Raw genomic sequence first — 14,793 nt, 5'->3', positions numbered from 1 at the left:
GAATAGCACGTCTGCATGGGCGTTGGCGGCGCTTGCGTTAGGGCACCAACGCCAGCTCCGCAAGTTCAATGAACCCCGGGCCGCCGTCGCCGCTCGGGGTTCCATGCGTTCCCACCCAGATCGTCACCGCTTCGGCCAGGTTCAGGCTCTCGGCACCGCGCGGGGTCCATTCGGCACGCACAAAACGCTTCAGTGGGAGTTCGAGCGTGGTCCAGTCGGCCGCCGGAGCGGGCATTGGGTCCGCGCGGTAGCAAGTCCCGTCCACGGTTGAGAGCAGGACCAGGAGCCCCGAAAGCCCCAACGGCAGCGCGGCCCGGTAGGTCATGCGAAGTTCGCCGTAACCTTCCAGGTCCTCAGGAGGAAGGGCGCGGCTGTTGGTACAGAACATGTGGCGCCCGCCAGGGAAGGTGAAGTCGATGCGCAGCGTGCTTCCCGCGGGCCCCTCCCCCACTCCCAGCGAGCCCTGGGCAGCGGCGTCCTTGTGCTGGGTCCAGTCTCCAGGTGATAGCCCGATCTTGACCGGTTCTGTTGGCCGAGCGGGCTCGCTGGTCAGGTGTGGGTTCGCCACTTCGAGCGTCCCTTCGCCCATGCCGTCAACGACCAGCCCGAACCAGAGCTTTCTGACCCCCGCCCAGTCCAGCGTATCGCCTCCTGCCAGCGCGTACTCGACGCGCCTCGGTGCCGCGACGGAAATCCGAACAGGCTGCAGGGCGCCATCCGCCACCGCGTCTGACCCGATCTTCACCCATTCACCCCCATCTTCCCCGAAGAACACGAGTGCCCATCGGCAGGTCAGTCCCGCGTCAGCGCTGAGACGGCACTGCGCTTCGAATGCCTTCACAGGCTCCGGATGGCTCTGCACCTGGAACGCAAGCGCGAGCATGCGGCGCTCGGGGGTGCCCTTGCTGAAGGACACGGTCTGATCCGGGCCCCCCGCCGTGCGCACAACGAACCCGCTCGCAAGTCCAATGCCCCTGAACGTCAGTTCGCCCTGGGACAGACACGCGGACGGTGCCAAACTAAGCAGCGCAACCACCAGGAGCGTGGTCTTCAAATCTCAGCCCTCCAGTCCAATCAGCCACCGGGGTGCCTGCGTCTGAGTTCCGCCACATGCTGCCCGCGGCCGGTGGCCGCGAGGCGCTCACAGTAAGCATCGAGGTGGCCCCGCGAGTGCAGCGGCCCACCCTCGCGCATCACGGTCCAGAGCGGGTCGATGGCATCAGGCATCTGCATCATCATGTCCTCATGCCAGTTGAGCATGATGCGCGCGGCCTGATCGCAGACGTCAGGCCGCTTCTGCGCGAGATCGTTGACCTCGTGCGGGTCATCCTCGATGTTGAACAGCATCTCCCGCGGGTACAAGTGCATGAAGTCATGAATGACACGGATGTAGATCCATGGGCCGAACCGGACGCTGCGCATGGCGCCGTGGCAACATTGGCTCAGCACCAGGTGATCCCGTCCGCAGTCGATGCCGTCGCGCAGTGCAGCGGCGTAGCTTGCGCCCTGCCAGCCTGCAGGCGCCTGGGATCCGTACAGGTCGGCCAGGGTTGGCGCCAGGTCCAGGTTGTAGTGCAGGCCGCGGTCAACATGCCCGGCTCTGCAGCCGGGCCAGCGCACGATCATGGGGATGCGGTGGGTGATCTGGTCCGAGGTACCGTGTTCGCCGTAACAGTTGAGTTCGCCCAGGTTCTCGCCGTGATCTGACGTGACAATGATAGCGGTTTCCTCAAGCACCCCGAGATCATCCAGGCGGCTTAGCAGTTGACCAACGTGGCCGTCTACGTAGCGAATCCCGCAGTCATAGCCGTCTATCATGCGGCGCCAGTCGCGCATTGACGCGATCTCCCCCATGTGCCGTGGGTATTGGGATGGGGTGCGATCGTCCCACATGTTCACCTCGCGCGCACTGTGCCCCCCCGGTTGAGCACGATGCTCCTGGAGCAGTTCTTCTGTGAGCCAAGAGGGCAGGGGATCCTCAGAGAACGGATTGCCAAACTGCTCGGGAGCCCGGTACGGTGTGTGCGGGTCCCAGTAGTTTACATGCAGCATCCAGTTGTCGCTTGCCGCGTTGCGGTCCATCCAGTCCAGGACGAAAGGCGTAATCTCCTCCGCTGACTCCATGCCGCCCTTGCCGGTGTTCACCATCTCCAGGAACCCAGCATTGAACCACCAGGCTGAATGACGCTCAGCGAAGGGCGAGATCGATACGGTGCGCAGTCCCTGGTTGCGGAAGCACTGCCAGAGGCTGGTACTCGCAAAAGCGCTGCGAAAACCGCGGTCGCGGCCTTCGAGGCGCATGTCGGCAGCAGTTCCACCATGGCCAACGATGCCCGATCGGATGCCGAACTGTCCTGTCACCAGAGCCCCGCGAGAGGGCAGGCACGGGGCATCCGAACAGTAGTAATTCTCGAAGCGTGTGCCCTGGCCGGCGATCCAGTCGATATTCGGGCTGGTCTCGCGGTTATATCCGTAGCAGCCGAGATGGTCGGGGCGAAGCGTGTCGATGTCGAGAAACAGCACTCGCATGGGCTAACCTGCCTTTCAGTATTCGCGGCTTTGATTCTCTGTTTCCACGTACAGCTGGGCGCGACCTCCACGGCCGCCTCGAGGCTGTGAAGGTCCAGACCCGCGAGGAAGGGAAATTTCACCGGGCGATGTAGTGTGCGAATAAACGGGAGGAGAAGGCAATGGCCACCTGTGACCGCCGCCGCTTCTTGGGGGCCATCGGCCTGGGAGCAACAGCGCTGCTCACTGTCGGTCAGGGATCTGCCCAGGAACCCCGCAGGCGCCCCAATGTCATTTTCATTCTCATCGATGACCTCGGGTACATGGACACCACACCCTACGGCGGCCGCTATTACGAGACGCCCGGCATCGAACGCCTTGCCGCCCGCAGCGTTCGGTTCACCGATGCTTACGCCGCCAGCCCCCTGTGTTCACCCACGCGCGCCAGCATTCTGACGGGGAAGTACCCAGCGCGGCTAGGGATTACGCTTCCTGCCGGGCATCTTCCGCCGCTGGCCGACGATCACCCGATCATGCCCGCACAGGGCCCGCCCTGGCAGAGAGTGCTTATGCCCGAAAGCCGGCGCCACTTGCCGCTGAACGAATACACGCTCGGCGAGGCCTTTCGCGACATCGGTTACCGCACCGCGTTCATCGGCAAGTGGCACCTGGGCCAGTCGGAGAACTTCTGGCCGGACAGGCAGGGCTTCGAGGTGAACATCGGCGGCGGCGGGTACCCGGGGCCACCCAGTTACTTTTCCCCATACCGCATCAAGCCTCTGCCCGACGGTCCACCGGGGGAGTATATCACCGATCGTCTGACCGACGAGGCCATCGGCTACATCGAGCAGCACAAATCCGAACCATTCTTCATGTGCCTGTGGCACTACTCGGTCCATGCCCCATACCAAGCCAAGGAAGAGCTTATCGAGTCGTACCGCGGCCGCATAGACCCCCGCGCGGAGCAGGGCAATCCGGTCATGGCCGCGATGATCAAGAGCATGGACGACAGCATCGGGCGACTGCTGGACAAGCTCGATGAACTGGACCTCTTCGATGACACCATCATCATCTTCTTTTCGGACAACGGCGGCAACGAGTACGACCGGGTTGGCGGTGAACAGATCCCGCCCACAGACAACGCGCCCCTGCGCCTGGGGAAAGGATCTCCGTATGAGGGCGGTGTGCGCGTTCCGATGTTCGTCTCCTGGCCCGGAGTTACGCGCCCCGGTTCCGTATGCAGCGAGGTCGTCTCCAGCGTGGACTTCTACCCCACCCTGGCGGAAATGCTCGGCCTCCAGCTACGTGAGGACCAGATACTCGACGGCGTCAGCATCGCCTCACTCCTGCGCGGCTCCCGGACCCTGGACCGGGAAGCCATCTTCTGTCACTATCCGCACCTGGTAGCGCCGAAAACCGGCATGCTCTCCCAGCCGTGTACCTGGGTGCGCAAGGGCGACTACAAGCTGATGCGGTTCTACGATACCAGCGAGGAGTTCCCCAACGAGCTTGAGCTCTACAATGTGCGCGAGGATATGGGCGAGACGCGGAACCTTGCTGCAGAGATGCCGGATAAGGTCCGTGAGCTCAATGCGCTCATCGACCAGTTCCTGACGGACACTGGCGCCATCGTCCCCGTGCCCAACCCGGCGTATGACCCCAGGGCCATACGCGCGCTGGACGGTTGGCGTCCGTCAGGGCAGACCGTAATCTTCGCGGGTGCGGGCACACTGGGGATGAAGTCCATCGGCGGCGACCCCTTTGTGATGTGCGAAGACGTGCCGCCTGCGCAAGGCACTCTGAAGGCGCGCTTCCGCCTGAAGTCAGACAGTAGTGGCCTCGGGCAGTTCTTCTATGCGGACGCGAAGACACCGGAATTCGGGCCCGCCGTACGCCTGGATTTTCACCCCGTCCATGACGGTGACTGGCACGAGTACGAGGTGCCTTTCACGACAACCGGAGCCCTGCGAAAGATCCGGATTGATCCCTGCACCGCGCCGGGAAACCTGGAGCTGGACTGGGTCGAGATTGCTGACGAAGCGGGTACGGTACTGAAGCGCTGGGACTTCGAACAGACGCCCCCCAAGCGTTGACGCAGCCGCCCTCAACCTGCTACCATCGATACAGTTCGGACACAGACGCCATTTGTGTCTTCTCCGGGATGTGCTCCCCGGTGATCAGCAGGACCACGAGGTTAGCCGCTCATGGGTCACACCCCAGGGGGTGAACAGGAAACCTACATGCGCATCGGCGCGGTGGCGAGGCTGCTGGGCGTGCACCCGCGCACGCTACGCCTGTATGAAGAGCGCGGACTTGTCCTTCCCGAACGCGTCAGGGGCCAAAGGCGCTATACCGCCGCTGATGTACGTTGGCTGAACTGCGTGCGCAGTCTGATCCATGAGCACGGCTACAGCATTGACGCGATCATCAAACTTCTCGACTTCGCGCCCTGCTGGGAGCTCAAGGATTGCCCGGAGGAAGTGCGCATCAGCTGTCAGGCAGCGACGGACCGGCGTCTCCCTTGCTGGCAGATCGCCCGCCTCACCTGCCGGCTCGGAGGCAAGTCCTGCAATGACTGTCCCGTCTTCCTCAGGACAGAGGGGCTGAGAGAACCCAATCAGACACCGAAGGCAGGGGAATAGCAGCCGTCCGTCGAATGATTGGTTGGTGAAGCAAATCAGGCAGCCGTCCATTGTCGGGCGGCGAGTGATACCAGCGGGGTCCTCTGGAGTTCCGTGAGACACGCAATAATCTCTGACATTCACAGCAATCTACCCGCCCTGGAATCGGTTCTCGCGCGCCTGAACCGGGAGGGGATTGACCACTACATCTGCCTTGGCGATCTGGTCGGGTACGGCGCTTCACCCAACGAGTGCTGCGATATCGTGCGCGCGCTCGAACCCTCAATCGTCCGCGGCAACCACGACTACGCCGCCGTTCAGCCTGGCGGAGAGCGGTGGTTCACCCCGGCGGCCAGGGCGTGCATCCTGTGGACCCGCGACCAATTGACCGATGTGAATCGGGACTTTCTCGGATCCCTGAAGCCCTTTGTGGACATTCCGGGGGCCCACCTGTGTCACGGCTCCCTATTCGATGCGGACTACTACACGACGACTCCATTCGAAGCCGCCGCATCGCTGCGTGTCATGACACAGCAGCTGTGTTTCTTCGGTCACACCCACTACGCCGAATGGTTTTCATCCCGTGCCGGGCAGGAGCGGCCGGACCAATTCGCAGCCCCGGATGGCGCCACACTCAGGCTTGAAGACGGGGCGAAGTACATGGTCAACCCGGGTGCTGTGGGGCAGCCACGAGATGGCAACTCACAGGCGGGATACGCAATCTGGGACGACGTGACACATGAGATCATATTGTGTCGCGTCCCCTACAACATCCGCGCAGCCCAGGAGAAGATGGAGCAGGCTGGCCTGCCTTGGAACATGGCCGAGCGGCTGAATATCGGGGTATAGTATGGACGGGGATGACGGCACGCCTGCCGCGTTGCGGCAGCGTTCCGCTGACGCACATAGGTGGGCAAACGCTGGCCAGGTGAATGCCCACCACCCGCAGCCGAGGTGAATCACGTGCCTCTCGAAGACAAGGCGACGAGACGAATGGTTGAGCGGGAAGTTGCCAAACACCCCATCGACGCGAACCTCATGACTGTCACTGTCCTCAACAAGGTGGCGACCTTCAAAGGACGCGTCAGGCCCCTGCAGGGCGGCGCGGGACGTAACGTGGACATCCGCGACGAACTGCGGAAGCTGGAGAACGCGCTCCTGCTCTTGAAGGGCGTCAACGAGGTCGTGTTCGATGTGGCCATCGACGACCACTGATAACGCGTGAGGGAGCCCGGAGCATTGCGCCCGGGCTCCCTCAGTCGTACACCACACCGCCCCCGGCACAGACCCGAGCTGGGCCTTGGCCGGGTGCCTGCTATGATTCCCCGCTGGCGCCCTGCTTCTTCAGCGCTTCCACCCACTGATTCGCTGTGTCCCTGTACTGCTCTGCCGGGTGATGCTTCGCGATGAACTCCAGCGCCTTGATGTCGCGCTGATCCGAGAATCCCTTGAAGAACTTTCCCATCTCCTTCGCGAAAGTCACTGAGACGGCCTCGAGCAGCGCCATACGGGCGACGTCCAGGATGTCATCGGTGCGCAGCTGTCGGCACAGACGCGTCACGGATATTTCATCATTGGCCACCTTGAGCGCCGCAGTGCGCCGGGTCTCCTCCCATGCAGAGGCCCGGGCGATGACAACCACTGCATTCATGGCTTCTTCATTGGTGGCCATGAGGGGTGCCAACTGCTCGATGATGTACTGGCGGATCGGGTCGCGGTCCACGGCCGCATCCTTGGACAGGGCCGTGGCGCGCGTGGCCGCTGCGCTCTTGGCCATTTCCTCAATATCGGTTCGGATATAGTCAGGAATACCTGCGGCGTCGTTGTCGGCATCGATGTCTCGGAACACACGGCTGGCCACCACACCACCGCCGCCCGAGGCTCCTTCGCCCGGCCTGCGCGGCTGCCTGCGCAGACAAGCGGCGACCACAAGGGGCTCGAAGGCGCGCGCATCCAGCAGTTTCTTCGCGAGCTGCCGCGCCGGGATTTCGCTGGCCGATACGAGAAGACGCCCGGCAAGGTCCCAGTCTCCTGACGCCACCAACTCGTCGATGGTCTCGTCCAGCCGCCAGCCGGGCTTCTCAACGATAGTCTCGATCGTCACAGCATGCGCTACCAGTTTCTGCAAGTCCATCGCGTCACCTCGAGTATTTGCGCCATTCCCGGCGTCTGTCAGCGGCCCGAACTCAGGTCATCGATGTGGTGCTGAATGGCGTCGAAGGGGCTGCCGAAGAGCCCATCCGCCCTGAACTCCTGCAGCTGCCGGTAGATCCCGTCCTCCGACCCGAACAAGCGGATCGAGTACTTGTGCGGCGCCGCGTGTGCCTCGTTGCCCATGATCGGTTCGGCCAGGACCAGTTCGACGCCGGGATAGTAGTCAACGACATCCTGGATGAGCATGCCCGCATCGCTGGTGGTGTCCAGGGCTTCCCCCTCGATCCCGGGTTCGAGCCCATCATCGACAACCTGCCACAAATAGAGGGTCTCCGGCCGGCTGGACACACCAAAACCGTAGAACTGAATGCCGAGTTCGGGAATCCCGTCGTCGTTCATATCTCCGGCAACCACCAGGCTGTCGGCATCGAGCATTGTCTCGCCCCCAGGGGCAGGGATGCCGAACCACTCCTCCCATTCCTGCCCGGTCCAGCGAGCCAGCTCAACGAATGCCGGGGAGACCGGCTCGTCCAGTTCGTCGGTCTGGGAAGCCCGGTAGCCCATGATCGCGTCCAGGACTCCATCGCCGTCAAGGTCCGCGTATTTCGTGAAGACCGCAGTGGTCCCCTCCGTGCCGAAATCCTCGGCGGTGCAAGGGGGCAGATCACCGGCCGAATCGACGGCATCAAGCTGGTAGACGGTCTCGTCACCATCGGGCTGGGAAGAGGCCGTAGGCCCGGCAGGCACCCCGGGCGCTCCCACGGTTCGACCCTCCGTCTGCGGCACATCCGGAGGGCAGCCACAGATAGCCAGCACAAAGCACATAACCAGCGGCAATGCTTTCCGCTCCATTGCGCACCTCCCTGTTCCGAGTAGCGGCACGGCTCAAGAGAGCCCGTGAACGCTCGCGCCCCGGTTCGCGAGGGTCTGGCGCAATTCGTCGACACTGATACCTCGGATATCCGCTCTGTCGCGCACGGCGAGACCTGCGGCCACACCGGCTGCTTCACCGTTGCAGAAGGCGATGGGCATGACGCGGTGTGATGAGTGGGCGGCATGGTCGGAGGAAATCGGCCTGCCCGCGACGAGCATATTGCTGAAGCCCAGGGGACACAGGCAGCGGTAAGGAATGTCGTACGCTTCGCCCGGTGGCAGATGCTTGATGACAGTGCCGGTTCCGGCTGGATTGTGGATGTCCACCGGGTACGATCCACGGGCAATGCCGTCCTCGAACTTCCGCGCCTGCAAGACGTCGTCTTCCGTGAGCACGTAGTCACCCATGACGCGGCGTGACTCGCGAATGCCGATCTGGGTGGCCACGGTGGATAGCCAGGCGTTCTCAAAGCCCGGCACCTTCGCACGCAGCCAGGACACCATCTGTCCCACCTGCCGCCTGCCCTCAATCTCGGCTGCAGTCAAGTCCGCGGCATTGGTGGAGTCGTGCTTGACGACGCGCGTAGTGTTGAAGTGGATTTCGCCGGACCGAGTGGTGAAGAACCACAGACAGTTCTCGCGGGGATTGTCGATTTCCCCCGCGTTCTTGGCGGCCACGTAGAGTTCGTTGATGGCGGCACGGTCAGGCATTCGTGACTCGTCCACCCCAGCCATGCGGAACTTCGTGGTCATCGGCTGGGCGAAACCGTCCTCGGGGCGCCCCTTCTCGATGGTCGCCCCGGCGTACCAGGACAGATCGGCATCGCCGGTGGCATCCACGAAGAGCCCGCCTTCGACCGCTTCAATGCCCGACTTTCCGCAGATCGCCACGCGCTGCACCACACCGTCTTCCACCAGCGCGCCGCAGACCGTGCTGTGCAGGCGCAGGCGCACGCCGGCAGCGAGGACCATCTCATCCAGCACCAGCTTCGCCACTTCCGGGTCGAAGGCGGTCTTGCCGTGAGGGTGCAGGCCGTAGGCTCCGCGCTCGGTCATTGTGTCGGTGAACCGCTGGAACAAACCGGCATTGATCCGCTCGCCGCCCGCGTGGTAGTTCATGAAGGGGTTCACGAGGCCGGCGGTCATCATCCCGCCAAGGAACCCGTAGTGTTCGATCAGGAGAGTATCCGCGCCGGATTCGGCGGCAGCGACCGCTGCGGCGAAACCACCGGGGCCCGATCCGCAGACCACGACATCCGCTTTGAGCGCAACGGGCAGAGCGGCGACATCAAGAGGGCTGGTCATCAGTGGGCATCTCCGTGTCGTTCGGTTCGACTAGAGCCTTCACCGTTCAGCGGTTCGAAGGGCGGTCACGTCTCTCCCCTACTCCCCCAGCGCCTTGAGCAGCAGGTCGTTCACGAGCTGCGGGTTGGCACTCCGGCCCTACACTTCGGCGTCGATATGGATAAGGACCCTGTGCCCTTCTTCCCTGAGGCGCTCGGTCAACTCGTATGCGGCACCGCTGTCCAGGATCTTCTGGAGCAGTGCGCGCAGTTCCGCGGTGCGCTTCTCGAGAAGGTCGGGGTCGGGAGCATCGCCGCCCACAGACAGGACAGACGGCACTCCATACACCGTCACCAACACGTAGGAGTCACGCTGATCGGCGCTGACATGCACCCCGTGGAGCACGTTTCCCTGACCAAAACGCTTGGCTAGCTCTCGTTCGACATGGGATCTTATCGCCTCAACGTACGCAGGCATCATCTGCATGGGATTGGTCGGGATGGGAAGCGCCATGGCTCAACTGTCCTCCTCCGCGATGTACGCTTTGATGGCGCCGACGACCTTCCGGGCCGTCGCAATGGCCGAGCTTGCCTCCGCCGCGAAATCACACGGCTTCTTGCGTGGCTTATCAGTGCCGTAAGGGTGGTAGTCGGCCAAGTGCCGCGCATCCATCAGCCCTGTAAGCTCGTTCATGACGCTCTGGGCCTCGCCGACCCTGGCTCGCAGCCGCGACTTGCTCTTCGCGACTTCTGCGAGGTACTCGATGGCCGCATCGTGCCCGTACCTGTCCTGGCGATCTTTGTGCAGCGACAGAGCTCTGATGGCGTGGTGACAAGCGTAATAGGCGCGCGAAATGCTATTGCGGTAATCAACATCGCGTCGGCCCGAGGAGAGCATCTCTCCCGCGGACGCGAGGAACTCTTCTGCTAGCAGCAGTCTGTCGACGGCCGCCTGTTTGACGGCCAGGTCGATCTCGATCGCGCCTCCAAACCTCTCCCTCTCAGAGCCGGTGGTCAGCGAACACGCAATCAGCAACTCGCGGCTCGGTTCCGACATGGTCGTCCCCCCTCGGCTATCTCGAGCAAGCCAGCTTTTTCCCCTACTCCCCCAGCGCCTTGAGCAGCAGGTCGTTCACGAGCTGCGGGTTGGCCTGGCCCTTGGTCTCGCGCATGACGAAGCCCACGATCGCCCCCAGGGCCTTACCCTTGCCGGCCCGGAAGTCCTCCACCGCGCGGGGATTGGCCTCGATGCCCGCCTGAATAATGGCCTCAAGCTCGCCCGTGTCGCTAATCTGCCGCAGGCCCTCGCGCTCGATGATTGTCGCCGGGTCGTCGCCGGTGTCCAGCATCTTCGCGTAGACATCCTTGGCGATGCTGTTGGAGATCGTTCCGTCGCAGACGGCGCCGATGAGCGCGCCGATATGTCCTGCGGGGATCGGGAAGTCCTCGATGCCGATGCCCCGCTCATTCAGAGTCGCCATGATGTTGCCCATGACCCAGTTGCTCGCGAGTTTTGCGTCGGAACAGGCCCCGGCGACCGCTTCGAAATAGTCGGCGATGGCCCGGGTCTCGCAGAGCACCCCGGCGTCGTACTGGGGCAGACCGAGGACCTCGACGAACCGGCGCTCCCGGTCCCAGGGCAGCTCGGGCATGGACGCCCGGATCTCTTCGACCCATTCGACTGGCGGCGCCATGGGAACCAGGTCGGGCTCCGGGAAGTACATGTAGTCGTCCGCGGATTCCTTCTGGCGCATGGGTGAAGTGATATTGCGCGTCTCGTCCCAGCGCCGGGTCTCGCGATGCGGCGGCAGAGTGCCGTCGGCAAGCTCCTTTCGCTGCCGCTCAATCTCATACCGGATGGCGTTGTAGCAGTTGGTGATTGAGCCTATGTTCTTGATCTCAATGACGGGCGTCTTCTGTCCGGTCTCAAAGTCAATGAAATTGACATTTGCCTCGGCGCGCATGGCGCCTTCTTCCATGTTCGCCGTCGAGACGCCGAGATAGCGCAGGAGTCGGCGCAATTGGAGCAGATACTCGCGGACCTGTTCCGCGGAACGGAAGTCCGGCTTGGTGACCACTTCCATAAGCGGCACGCCGCAGCGGTTGTAGTCCACAAGGGTCTTTCCGTCGGGCAGGTGCAGGTTCTTGCCCGTGTCCTCTTCCAGATGGGCGCGGGCGATGCCGATGGTGACCGCCTCTCCCTCCACATTGAGATGGATCTCGCCGTCGTAGGTCAGGGGCTCATCATACTGGCTGATCTGGTAGTTCTTGCACAGGTCCGGATAGAAGTAATTCTTGCGGTAGAACCGGGCAAGATCCAGGACCTTGCAGTTGAGCGCGAGGCCCGCGAGGATTGTGAGCCTGACGGCTTCGCGGTTGGCGACCGGAAGGGAGCCCGGGAGGCCGATGCAAACCGGGCAACAGCGGCTGTTAGCTTCGCCGCCGAACTCGTTGCGGCAGCCGCAGAACATCTTGGAATCGGTGAGGAGCTCGACGTGCACTTCGACGCCGATGACGGGGGTTAGGGCCATAGGATCACTCCGCAGGATCGAGCGGGACAGGCCAAGAGACGTCGCCCGCTGTGAAGACGGCCAACAAGAGGATTGTAGCAATGCAGGCGAGTGTTCGCAAGGCAACGGGTACGTCGGCGGCTACGCCCCGTGCGCCCGAGCGATCTCGCGCAGCCCGCAGATGAGGACCTTGCCCAGGCGCTTGCCCGCGGCGTGCTGCAGGACAGCGCGGATGCCGAGGCAATCAGGGTCTCTCTCCGCAAGTACGCCCAAGTCCAGGCAAGGCGCGACCATGAGCCCTCCAAGGTCGTAAGCGAAGTCCACGCAGGCCTTCAGGTGCTCGCCCCAGGCATCCACGGGACGCTGCTGAACTTCCAGAAAGTCCCGGGCCGAATACCCTGCGGCGGGCACCTCCATCAGACCGGACGGGTATCTACGCGGCTGTGAATGCTTGATAAGCATAGCCGCGTTCTTGTCTGCAAAACCAGGACTCGCGGGGTTATCGGGCAGCTTTGTGGAGTAATCCGTGCTCACGAATCGTAACCCGTGCCCCTGCAGGACTGTCTGGATTTCCTCGTGTTTTTGGATGCCGATGCGCTGCATGACCGCAGGTCGAAGCCCAACGAAGGCTGCAAGCCCGGCGTCGGTGAAGGCCGCCGCGGCACGGTCCAGCTCTCCTTCGAGTTCGAATGGGCTCATCTCACCCAACGGCAAAGGCGAGTCGATGGACAGATCGATCTCGTGCCCTTGCTCGGACAGACGGTGCAGGAGGTCGGCGCTCGCGATTGCGACCTGGGCCGACACCATCAGGGAAATTGTGCCGCCGTGGGCCTCGACCAGGGCGGTCACGCGGGCTGCATATTCTCTCGCGCCTGCGGTTGGCGCAGTCCAGGTGAGCACGGGTGCGAAGGCGCATCGTACGTCGTCTGGCAGGGCCATCTTCACAGTACCTCTCCAAGAGATCTCGACAAGATCAGAACTGGTTTGACCTTAGCTTCTCAAGATGCTAACATTTTGGTGCTGTAACAACTCGCGCCATTTGGAGGTGACGACGTTGAGGAAAGGTTTCACCCTGATTGAGTTGCTGGTCGTCATTGCCATCATCGCGATCCTCGCTGCCATCCTCTTCCCCGTTTTCGCGAGGGCTCGTGAGAAGGCCAGGCAAGCGTCGTGTCTCAGCAACCTGAAGCAAATCGGCCTTGCGACAATTGCGTATGCCCAAGACTATGACGAGACGTTCTGTGCGGTGCGGTGCGGTGCCAACTGCAACGCATCAGCTCGAACCGGCGGCCTGGCCCAACACGCGATCCTCCCCTACGTGAAGAACCAACAGGTTTTCCTCTGCCCCAGTAACAAGACTCCCCCCGGCTTCTGCGGGAATTGCTCGGCCGAGGCGCTGGCTGCATTGCCGCGTGCAGGCTATGCGCTGGGATGCGGCTTCGCGCGCGACGGCGCTCTCGAGCTGGCGAAAATTCAGAAGCCGGCTGAACTCTACATGTGGGGCGATACCGTGGGCACCAACTACTGGCGCCCTGCCAACGACAAGACTGGTTGCGACACCGGCGTGTCAACCATCCACAATGACGGTATCAATATCGCTTTCGCCGACGGCCATGCCAAGTGGGAGAAGAGTTCACGAGCCCATGCGCCACAGGCCCTGGTGGTCAGTTATCTGCCCTGGATGAACCGCACAAGCTACCCGCCGGGCTGGTAGTCTCCCCTCTTTCTCAAAGGTACCGACGGGCCGGGGCTTCGCTGCTCCCGGCCCGTTTGCGTTGCCGGTGTCGTATGGTGGTTTACATCACGTCCGCAACGTCAATGACCGTGCCGCCGGCCGCCGCGGACTTGTTCACAGCGTCGGTGACTGCGAGTGTCTTGTAGGCATCCGCGTAGTCCGAATAGATTCCGCTGCGATCTCCGGTTTTTACCGCATTGATGAAGGCCACGTCCTCACCGGTATAGCCGTCCTGCTGCATCTGGTACTCGCCACTGTCCTCCGGGGAGTTCCAGGTGAGCGTGCCCCACAGGATGTTGAGCGTGAATGCCTCGGCCATCACGCGGCACGAGCTCTGTCCCCAGCCCTCGAGCATGCAGGTGTTACTGATGTTTCCAACGGCGCCATTCTCGAACACGAGGTTGGCGGTGGCAGCGTCAGCAACGTCGCAGTTTTCCACCTTCTCATGCATCACCTGATGAGTATCGAAAGCCTGCACCTTCACCACGTCACCGGCGAGATACCGGGCCATGTCCACGATGTGGGTGGTCTGCTCAACCATCTGCCCGCCGGACTGGGCCTGAACCCGCCACCAGGGAACCCCCGGCAGACCGCCCCAGAAGTTGCCGAAGACCAGGCCAATCTTCCGCCCCTTCAGCATCTCGCGCGCTTTGATGACATGGTCGTCCCAGCGGTACTTGTAGGCTACCACAGTGATGATGCCGCTGTCCTCGACGGCTTTGAGTATCGGACGAGCCATATCGCAATTCAGCGCGATAGGCTTCTCGATGAGCATATGCAGGCCTTTCTCGCAGCAGGCCAACTCGATATCGCCGTGGGCGAAGGGAGGAGTGCCCACGAAAACGGCCGTGAGGTCTTCGCTATCGAGCATCTTCTCAAAGCTGTCGTAGGCGGCGCCCCCAAACTTTTCCGCCGCAGCCTTCGCTCGGTCTATCTGTACGTCACAGAACGCAGCCAACTCAACGCCCTCGATGGCCGAAATGCGGTCCATGTGTCCTTGCGCGATCCCGCCGGTCCCGATGAAGCCCATCCTGACAGACATGCCATGTCCTCCGAATCGTGTTTTGCATGAGCAGCGAGGCACAATTCTATCCCGCGGACGCCGGCTT

15 protein-coding genes are annotated in these 14,793 nt (G+C 62.7%); 5 read left to right on the top strand and 10 right to left on the bottom strand.

Annotated features, from left to right (window positions below):
* Nucleotides 1–37 precede the first annotated feature (37 nt).
* A complete protein-coding gene (locus HPY44_08125) occupies nt 38–1,054 on the bottom strand; it encodes a hypothetical protein (protein NSW55964.1) in 1,017 nt (338 codons plus the stop codon).
* A 20-nt stretch (nt 1,055–1,074) separates the two neighbouring features.
* The gene (locus HPY44_08120; protein NSW55963.1) at nt 1,075–2,529 is read right to left on the bottom strand and encodes a sulfatase; all 1,455 of its coding nucleotides are present in this window, start codon (nt 2,527–2,529) and stop codon (nt 1,075–1,077) included.
* 161 nt (nt 2,530–2,690) lie between these two features.
* Here HPY44_08120 and HPY44_08115 point away from each other — a divergent pair, with 161 nt between their 5' ends.
* The 4 genes from HPY44_08115 (at nt 2,691) to HPY44_08100 (ending at nt 6,344) form a co-directional block, all read left to right on the top strand.
* Nucleotides 2,691–4,601, top strand: coding sequence for a sulfatase (locus tag HPY44_08115; GenBank protein NSW55962.1), 1,911 nt, complete (start codon nt 2,691–2,693; stop codon nt 4,599–4,601).
* A gap of 147 nt (nt 4,602–4,748) precedes the next feature.
* Nucleotides 4,749–5,150, top strand: coding sequence for a MerR family transcriptional regulator (locus HPY44_08110; GenBank protein ID NSW55961.1), 402 nt, complete (start codon nt 4,749–4,751; stop codon nt 5,148–5,150).
* Between the two features lie 93 nt (nt 5,151–5,243).
* Entirely contained in the window at nt 5,244–5,978 is a 735-nt protein-coding gene (locus HPY44_08105; GenBank protein NSW55960.1) for a metallophosphoesterase family protein, read from the top strand.
* A 114-nt stretch (nt 5,979–6,092) separates the two neighbouring features.
* A complete protein-coding gene (locus HPY44_08100) occupies nt 6,093–6,344 on the top strand; it encodes a hypothetical protein (protein ID NSW55959.1) in 252 nt (83 codons plus the stop codon).
* A gap of 100 nt (nt 6,345–6,444) precedes the next feature.
* Here the strand turns inward: HPY44_08100 and HPY44_08095 are convergent, their stop codons facing one another.
* From HPY44_08095 to HPY44_08065, 7 genes are all read right to left on the bottom strand, one after another.
* Nucleotides 6,445–7,263 carry a hypothetical protein gene (locus HPY44_08095; GenBank protein NSW55958.1) on the bottom strand — a complete coding sequence of 273 codons (819 nt, stop codon included), beginning with the start codon at nt 7,261–7,263 and terminating at the stop codon, nt 6,445–6,447.
* 38 nt (nt 7,264–7,301) lie between these two features.
* Nucleotides 7,302–8,135 (bottom strand): hypothetical protein, encoded by an 834-nt coding sequence (locus HPY44_08090; protein ID NSW55957.1) that lies wholly within the window; start codon nt 8,133–8,135, stop codon nt 7,302–7,304.
* A gap of 33 nt (nt 8,136–8,168) precedes the next feature.
* Nucleotides 8,169–9,461: an FAD-dependent oxidoreductase gene (locus HPY44_08085; GenBank protein ID NSW55956.1), complete on the bottom strand. Its 1,293-nt coding sequence runs from the start codon at nt 9,459–9,461 to the stop codon at nt 8,169–8,171.
* 138 nt (nt 9,462–9,599) lie between these two features.
* On the bottom strand, nt 9,600–9,953 hold the full coding sequence (locus HPY44_08080; protein ID NSW55955.1) for a hypothetical protein: 354 nt from the start codon (nt 9,951–9,953) through the stop codon (nt 9,600–9,602).
* Nucleotides 9,954–9,956: 3 nt separating this feature from the next.
* Nucleotides 9,957–10,496: a HEPN domain-containing protein gene (locus HPY44_08075; GenBank protein ID NSW55954.1), complete on the bottom strand. Its 540-nt coding sequence runs from the start codon at nt 10,494–10,496 to the stop codon at nt 9,957–9,959.
* A 43-nt stretch (nt 10,497–10,539) separates the two neighbouring features.
* Nucleotides 10,540–11,970, bottom strand: a complete 1,431-nt coding sequence (gene gatB, locus HPY44_08070) for an Asp-tRNA(Asn)/Glu-tRNA(Gln) amidotransferase subunit GatB (protein ID NSW55953.1) — start codon at nt 11,968–11,970, stop codon at nt 10,540–10,542.
* A 120-nt stretch (nt 11,971–12,090) separates the two neighbouring features.
* Nucleotides 12,091–12,894: a hypothetical protein gene (locus HPY44_08065; protein ID NSW55952.1), complete on the bottom strand. Its 804-nt coding sequence runs from the start codon at nt 12,892–12,894 to the stop codon at nt 12,091–12,093.
* A gap of 58 nt (nt 12,895–12,952) precedes the next feature.
* Between HPY44_08065 and HPY44_08060 the strand changes: the two genes are divergently transcribed.
* Nucleotides 12,953–13,663 carry a DUF1559 domain-containing protein gene (locus HPY44_08060; GenBank protein NSW55951.1) on the top strand — a complete coding sequence of 237 codons (711 nt, stop codon included), beginning with the start codon at nt 12,953–12,955 and terminating at the stop codon, nt 13,661–13,663.
* 82 nt (nt 13,664–13,745) lie between these two features.
* On the opposite strand, the gene HPY44_08055 is transcribed toward HPY44_08060, so the two are convergent.
* The gene (locus HPY44_08055; protein ID NSW55950.1) at nt 13,746–14,726 is read right to left on the bottom strand and encodes a Gfo/Idh/MocA family oxidoreductase; all 981 of its coding nucleotides are present in this window, start codon (nt 14,724–14,726) and stop codon (nt 13,746–13,748) included.
* Between the last annotated feature and the right edge of the window lie 67 nt (nt 14,727–14,793).

The sequence above is a fragment of the Armatimonadota bacterium genome (genome assembly GCA_013314775.1).
Classification (GTDB): Bacteria; Armatimonadota; Zipacnadia; order Zipacnadales; family JABUFB01; genus JABUFB01.
Note: the sequence above shows the minus strand (reverse complement) of the source record. Positions and strands in the feature narration are given on the sequence as shown.

Excerpts from the sequence above, each read along its gene's own strand:
- HPY44_08120 (NSW55963.1), bottom strand. The coding sequence starts at position 2,529 with ATGCGAGTGCTGTTTCTCGACATCGACACGCTTCGCCCCGACCATCTC.
- HPY44_08115 (NSW55962.1), top strand. The coding sequence starts at position 2,691 with ATGGCCACCTGTGACCGCCGCCGCTTCTTGGGGGCCATCGGCCTGGGA.
- HPY44_08110 (NSW55961.1), top strand. The coding sequence starts at position 4,749 with ATGCGCATCGGCGCGGTGGCGAGGCTGCTGGGCGTGCACCCGCGCACG.
- HPY44_08095 (NSW55958.1), bottom strand. The coding sequence starts at position 7,263 with ATGGACTTGCAGAAACTGGTAGCGCATGCTGTGACGATCGAGACTATC.
- HPY44_08090 (NSW55957.1), bottom strand. The coding sequence starts at position 8,135 with ATGGAGCGGAAAGCATTGCCGCTGGTTATGTGCTTTGTGCTGGCTATC.
- HPY44_08085 (NSW55956.1), bottom strand. The coding sequence starts at position 9,461 with ATGACCAGCCCTCTTGATGTCGCCGCTCTGCCCGTTGCGCTCAAAGCG.
- HPY44_08080 (NSW55955.1), bottom strand. The coding sequence starts at position 9,953 with ATGGCGCTTCCCATCCCGACCAATCCCATGCAGATGATGCCTGCGTAC.
- HPY44_08075 (NSW55954.1), bottom strand. The coding sequence starts at position 10,496 with ATGTCGGAACCGAGCCGCGAGTTGCTGATTGCGTGTTCGCTGACCACC.
- gatB (NSW55953.1), bottom strand. The coding sequence starts at position 11,970 with ATGGCCCTAACCCCCGTCATCGGCGTCGAAGTGCACGTCGAGCTCCTC.
- HPY44_08060 (NSW55951.1), top strand. The coding sequence starts at position 12,953 with ATGCTAACATTTTGGTGCTGTAACAACTCGCGCCATTTGGAGGTGACG.
- HPY44_08055 (NSW55950.1), bottom strand. The coding sequence starts at position 14,726 with ATGTCTGTCAGGATGGGCTTCATCGGGACCGGCGGGATCGCGCAAGGA.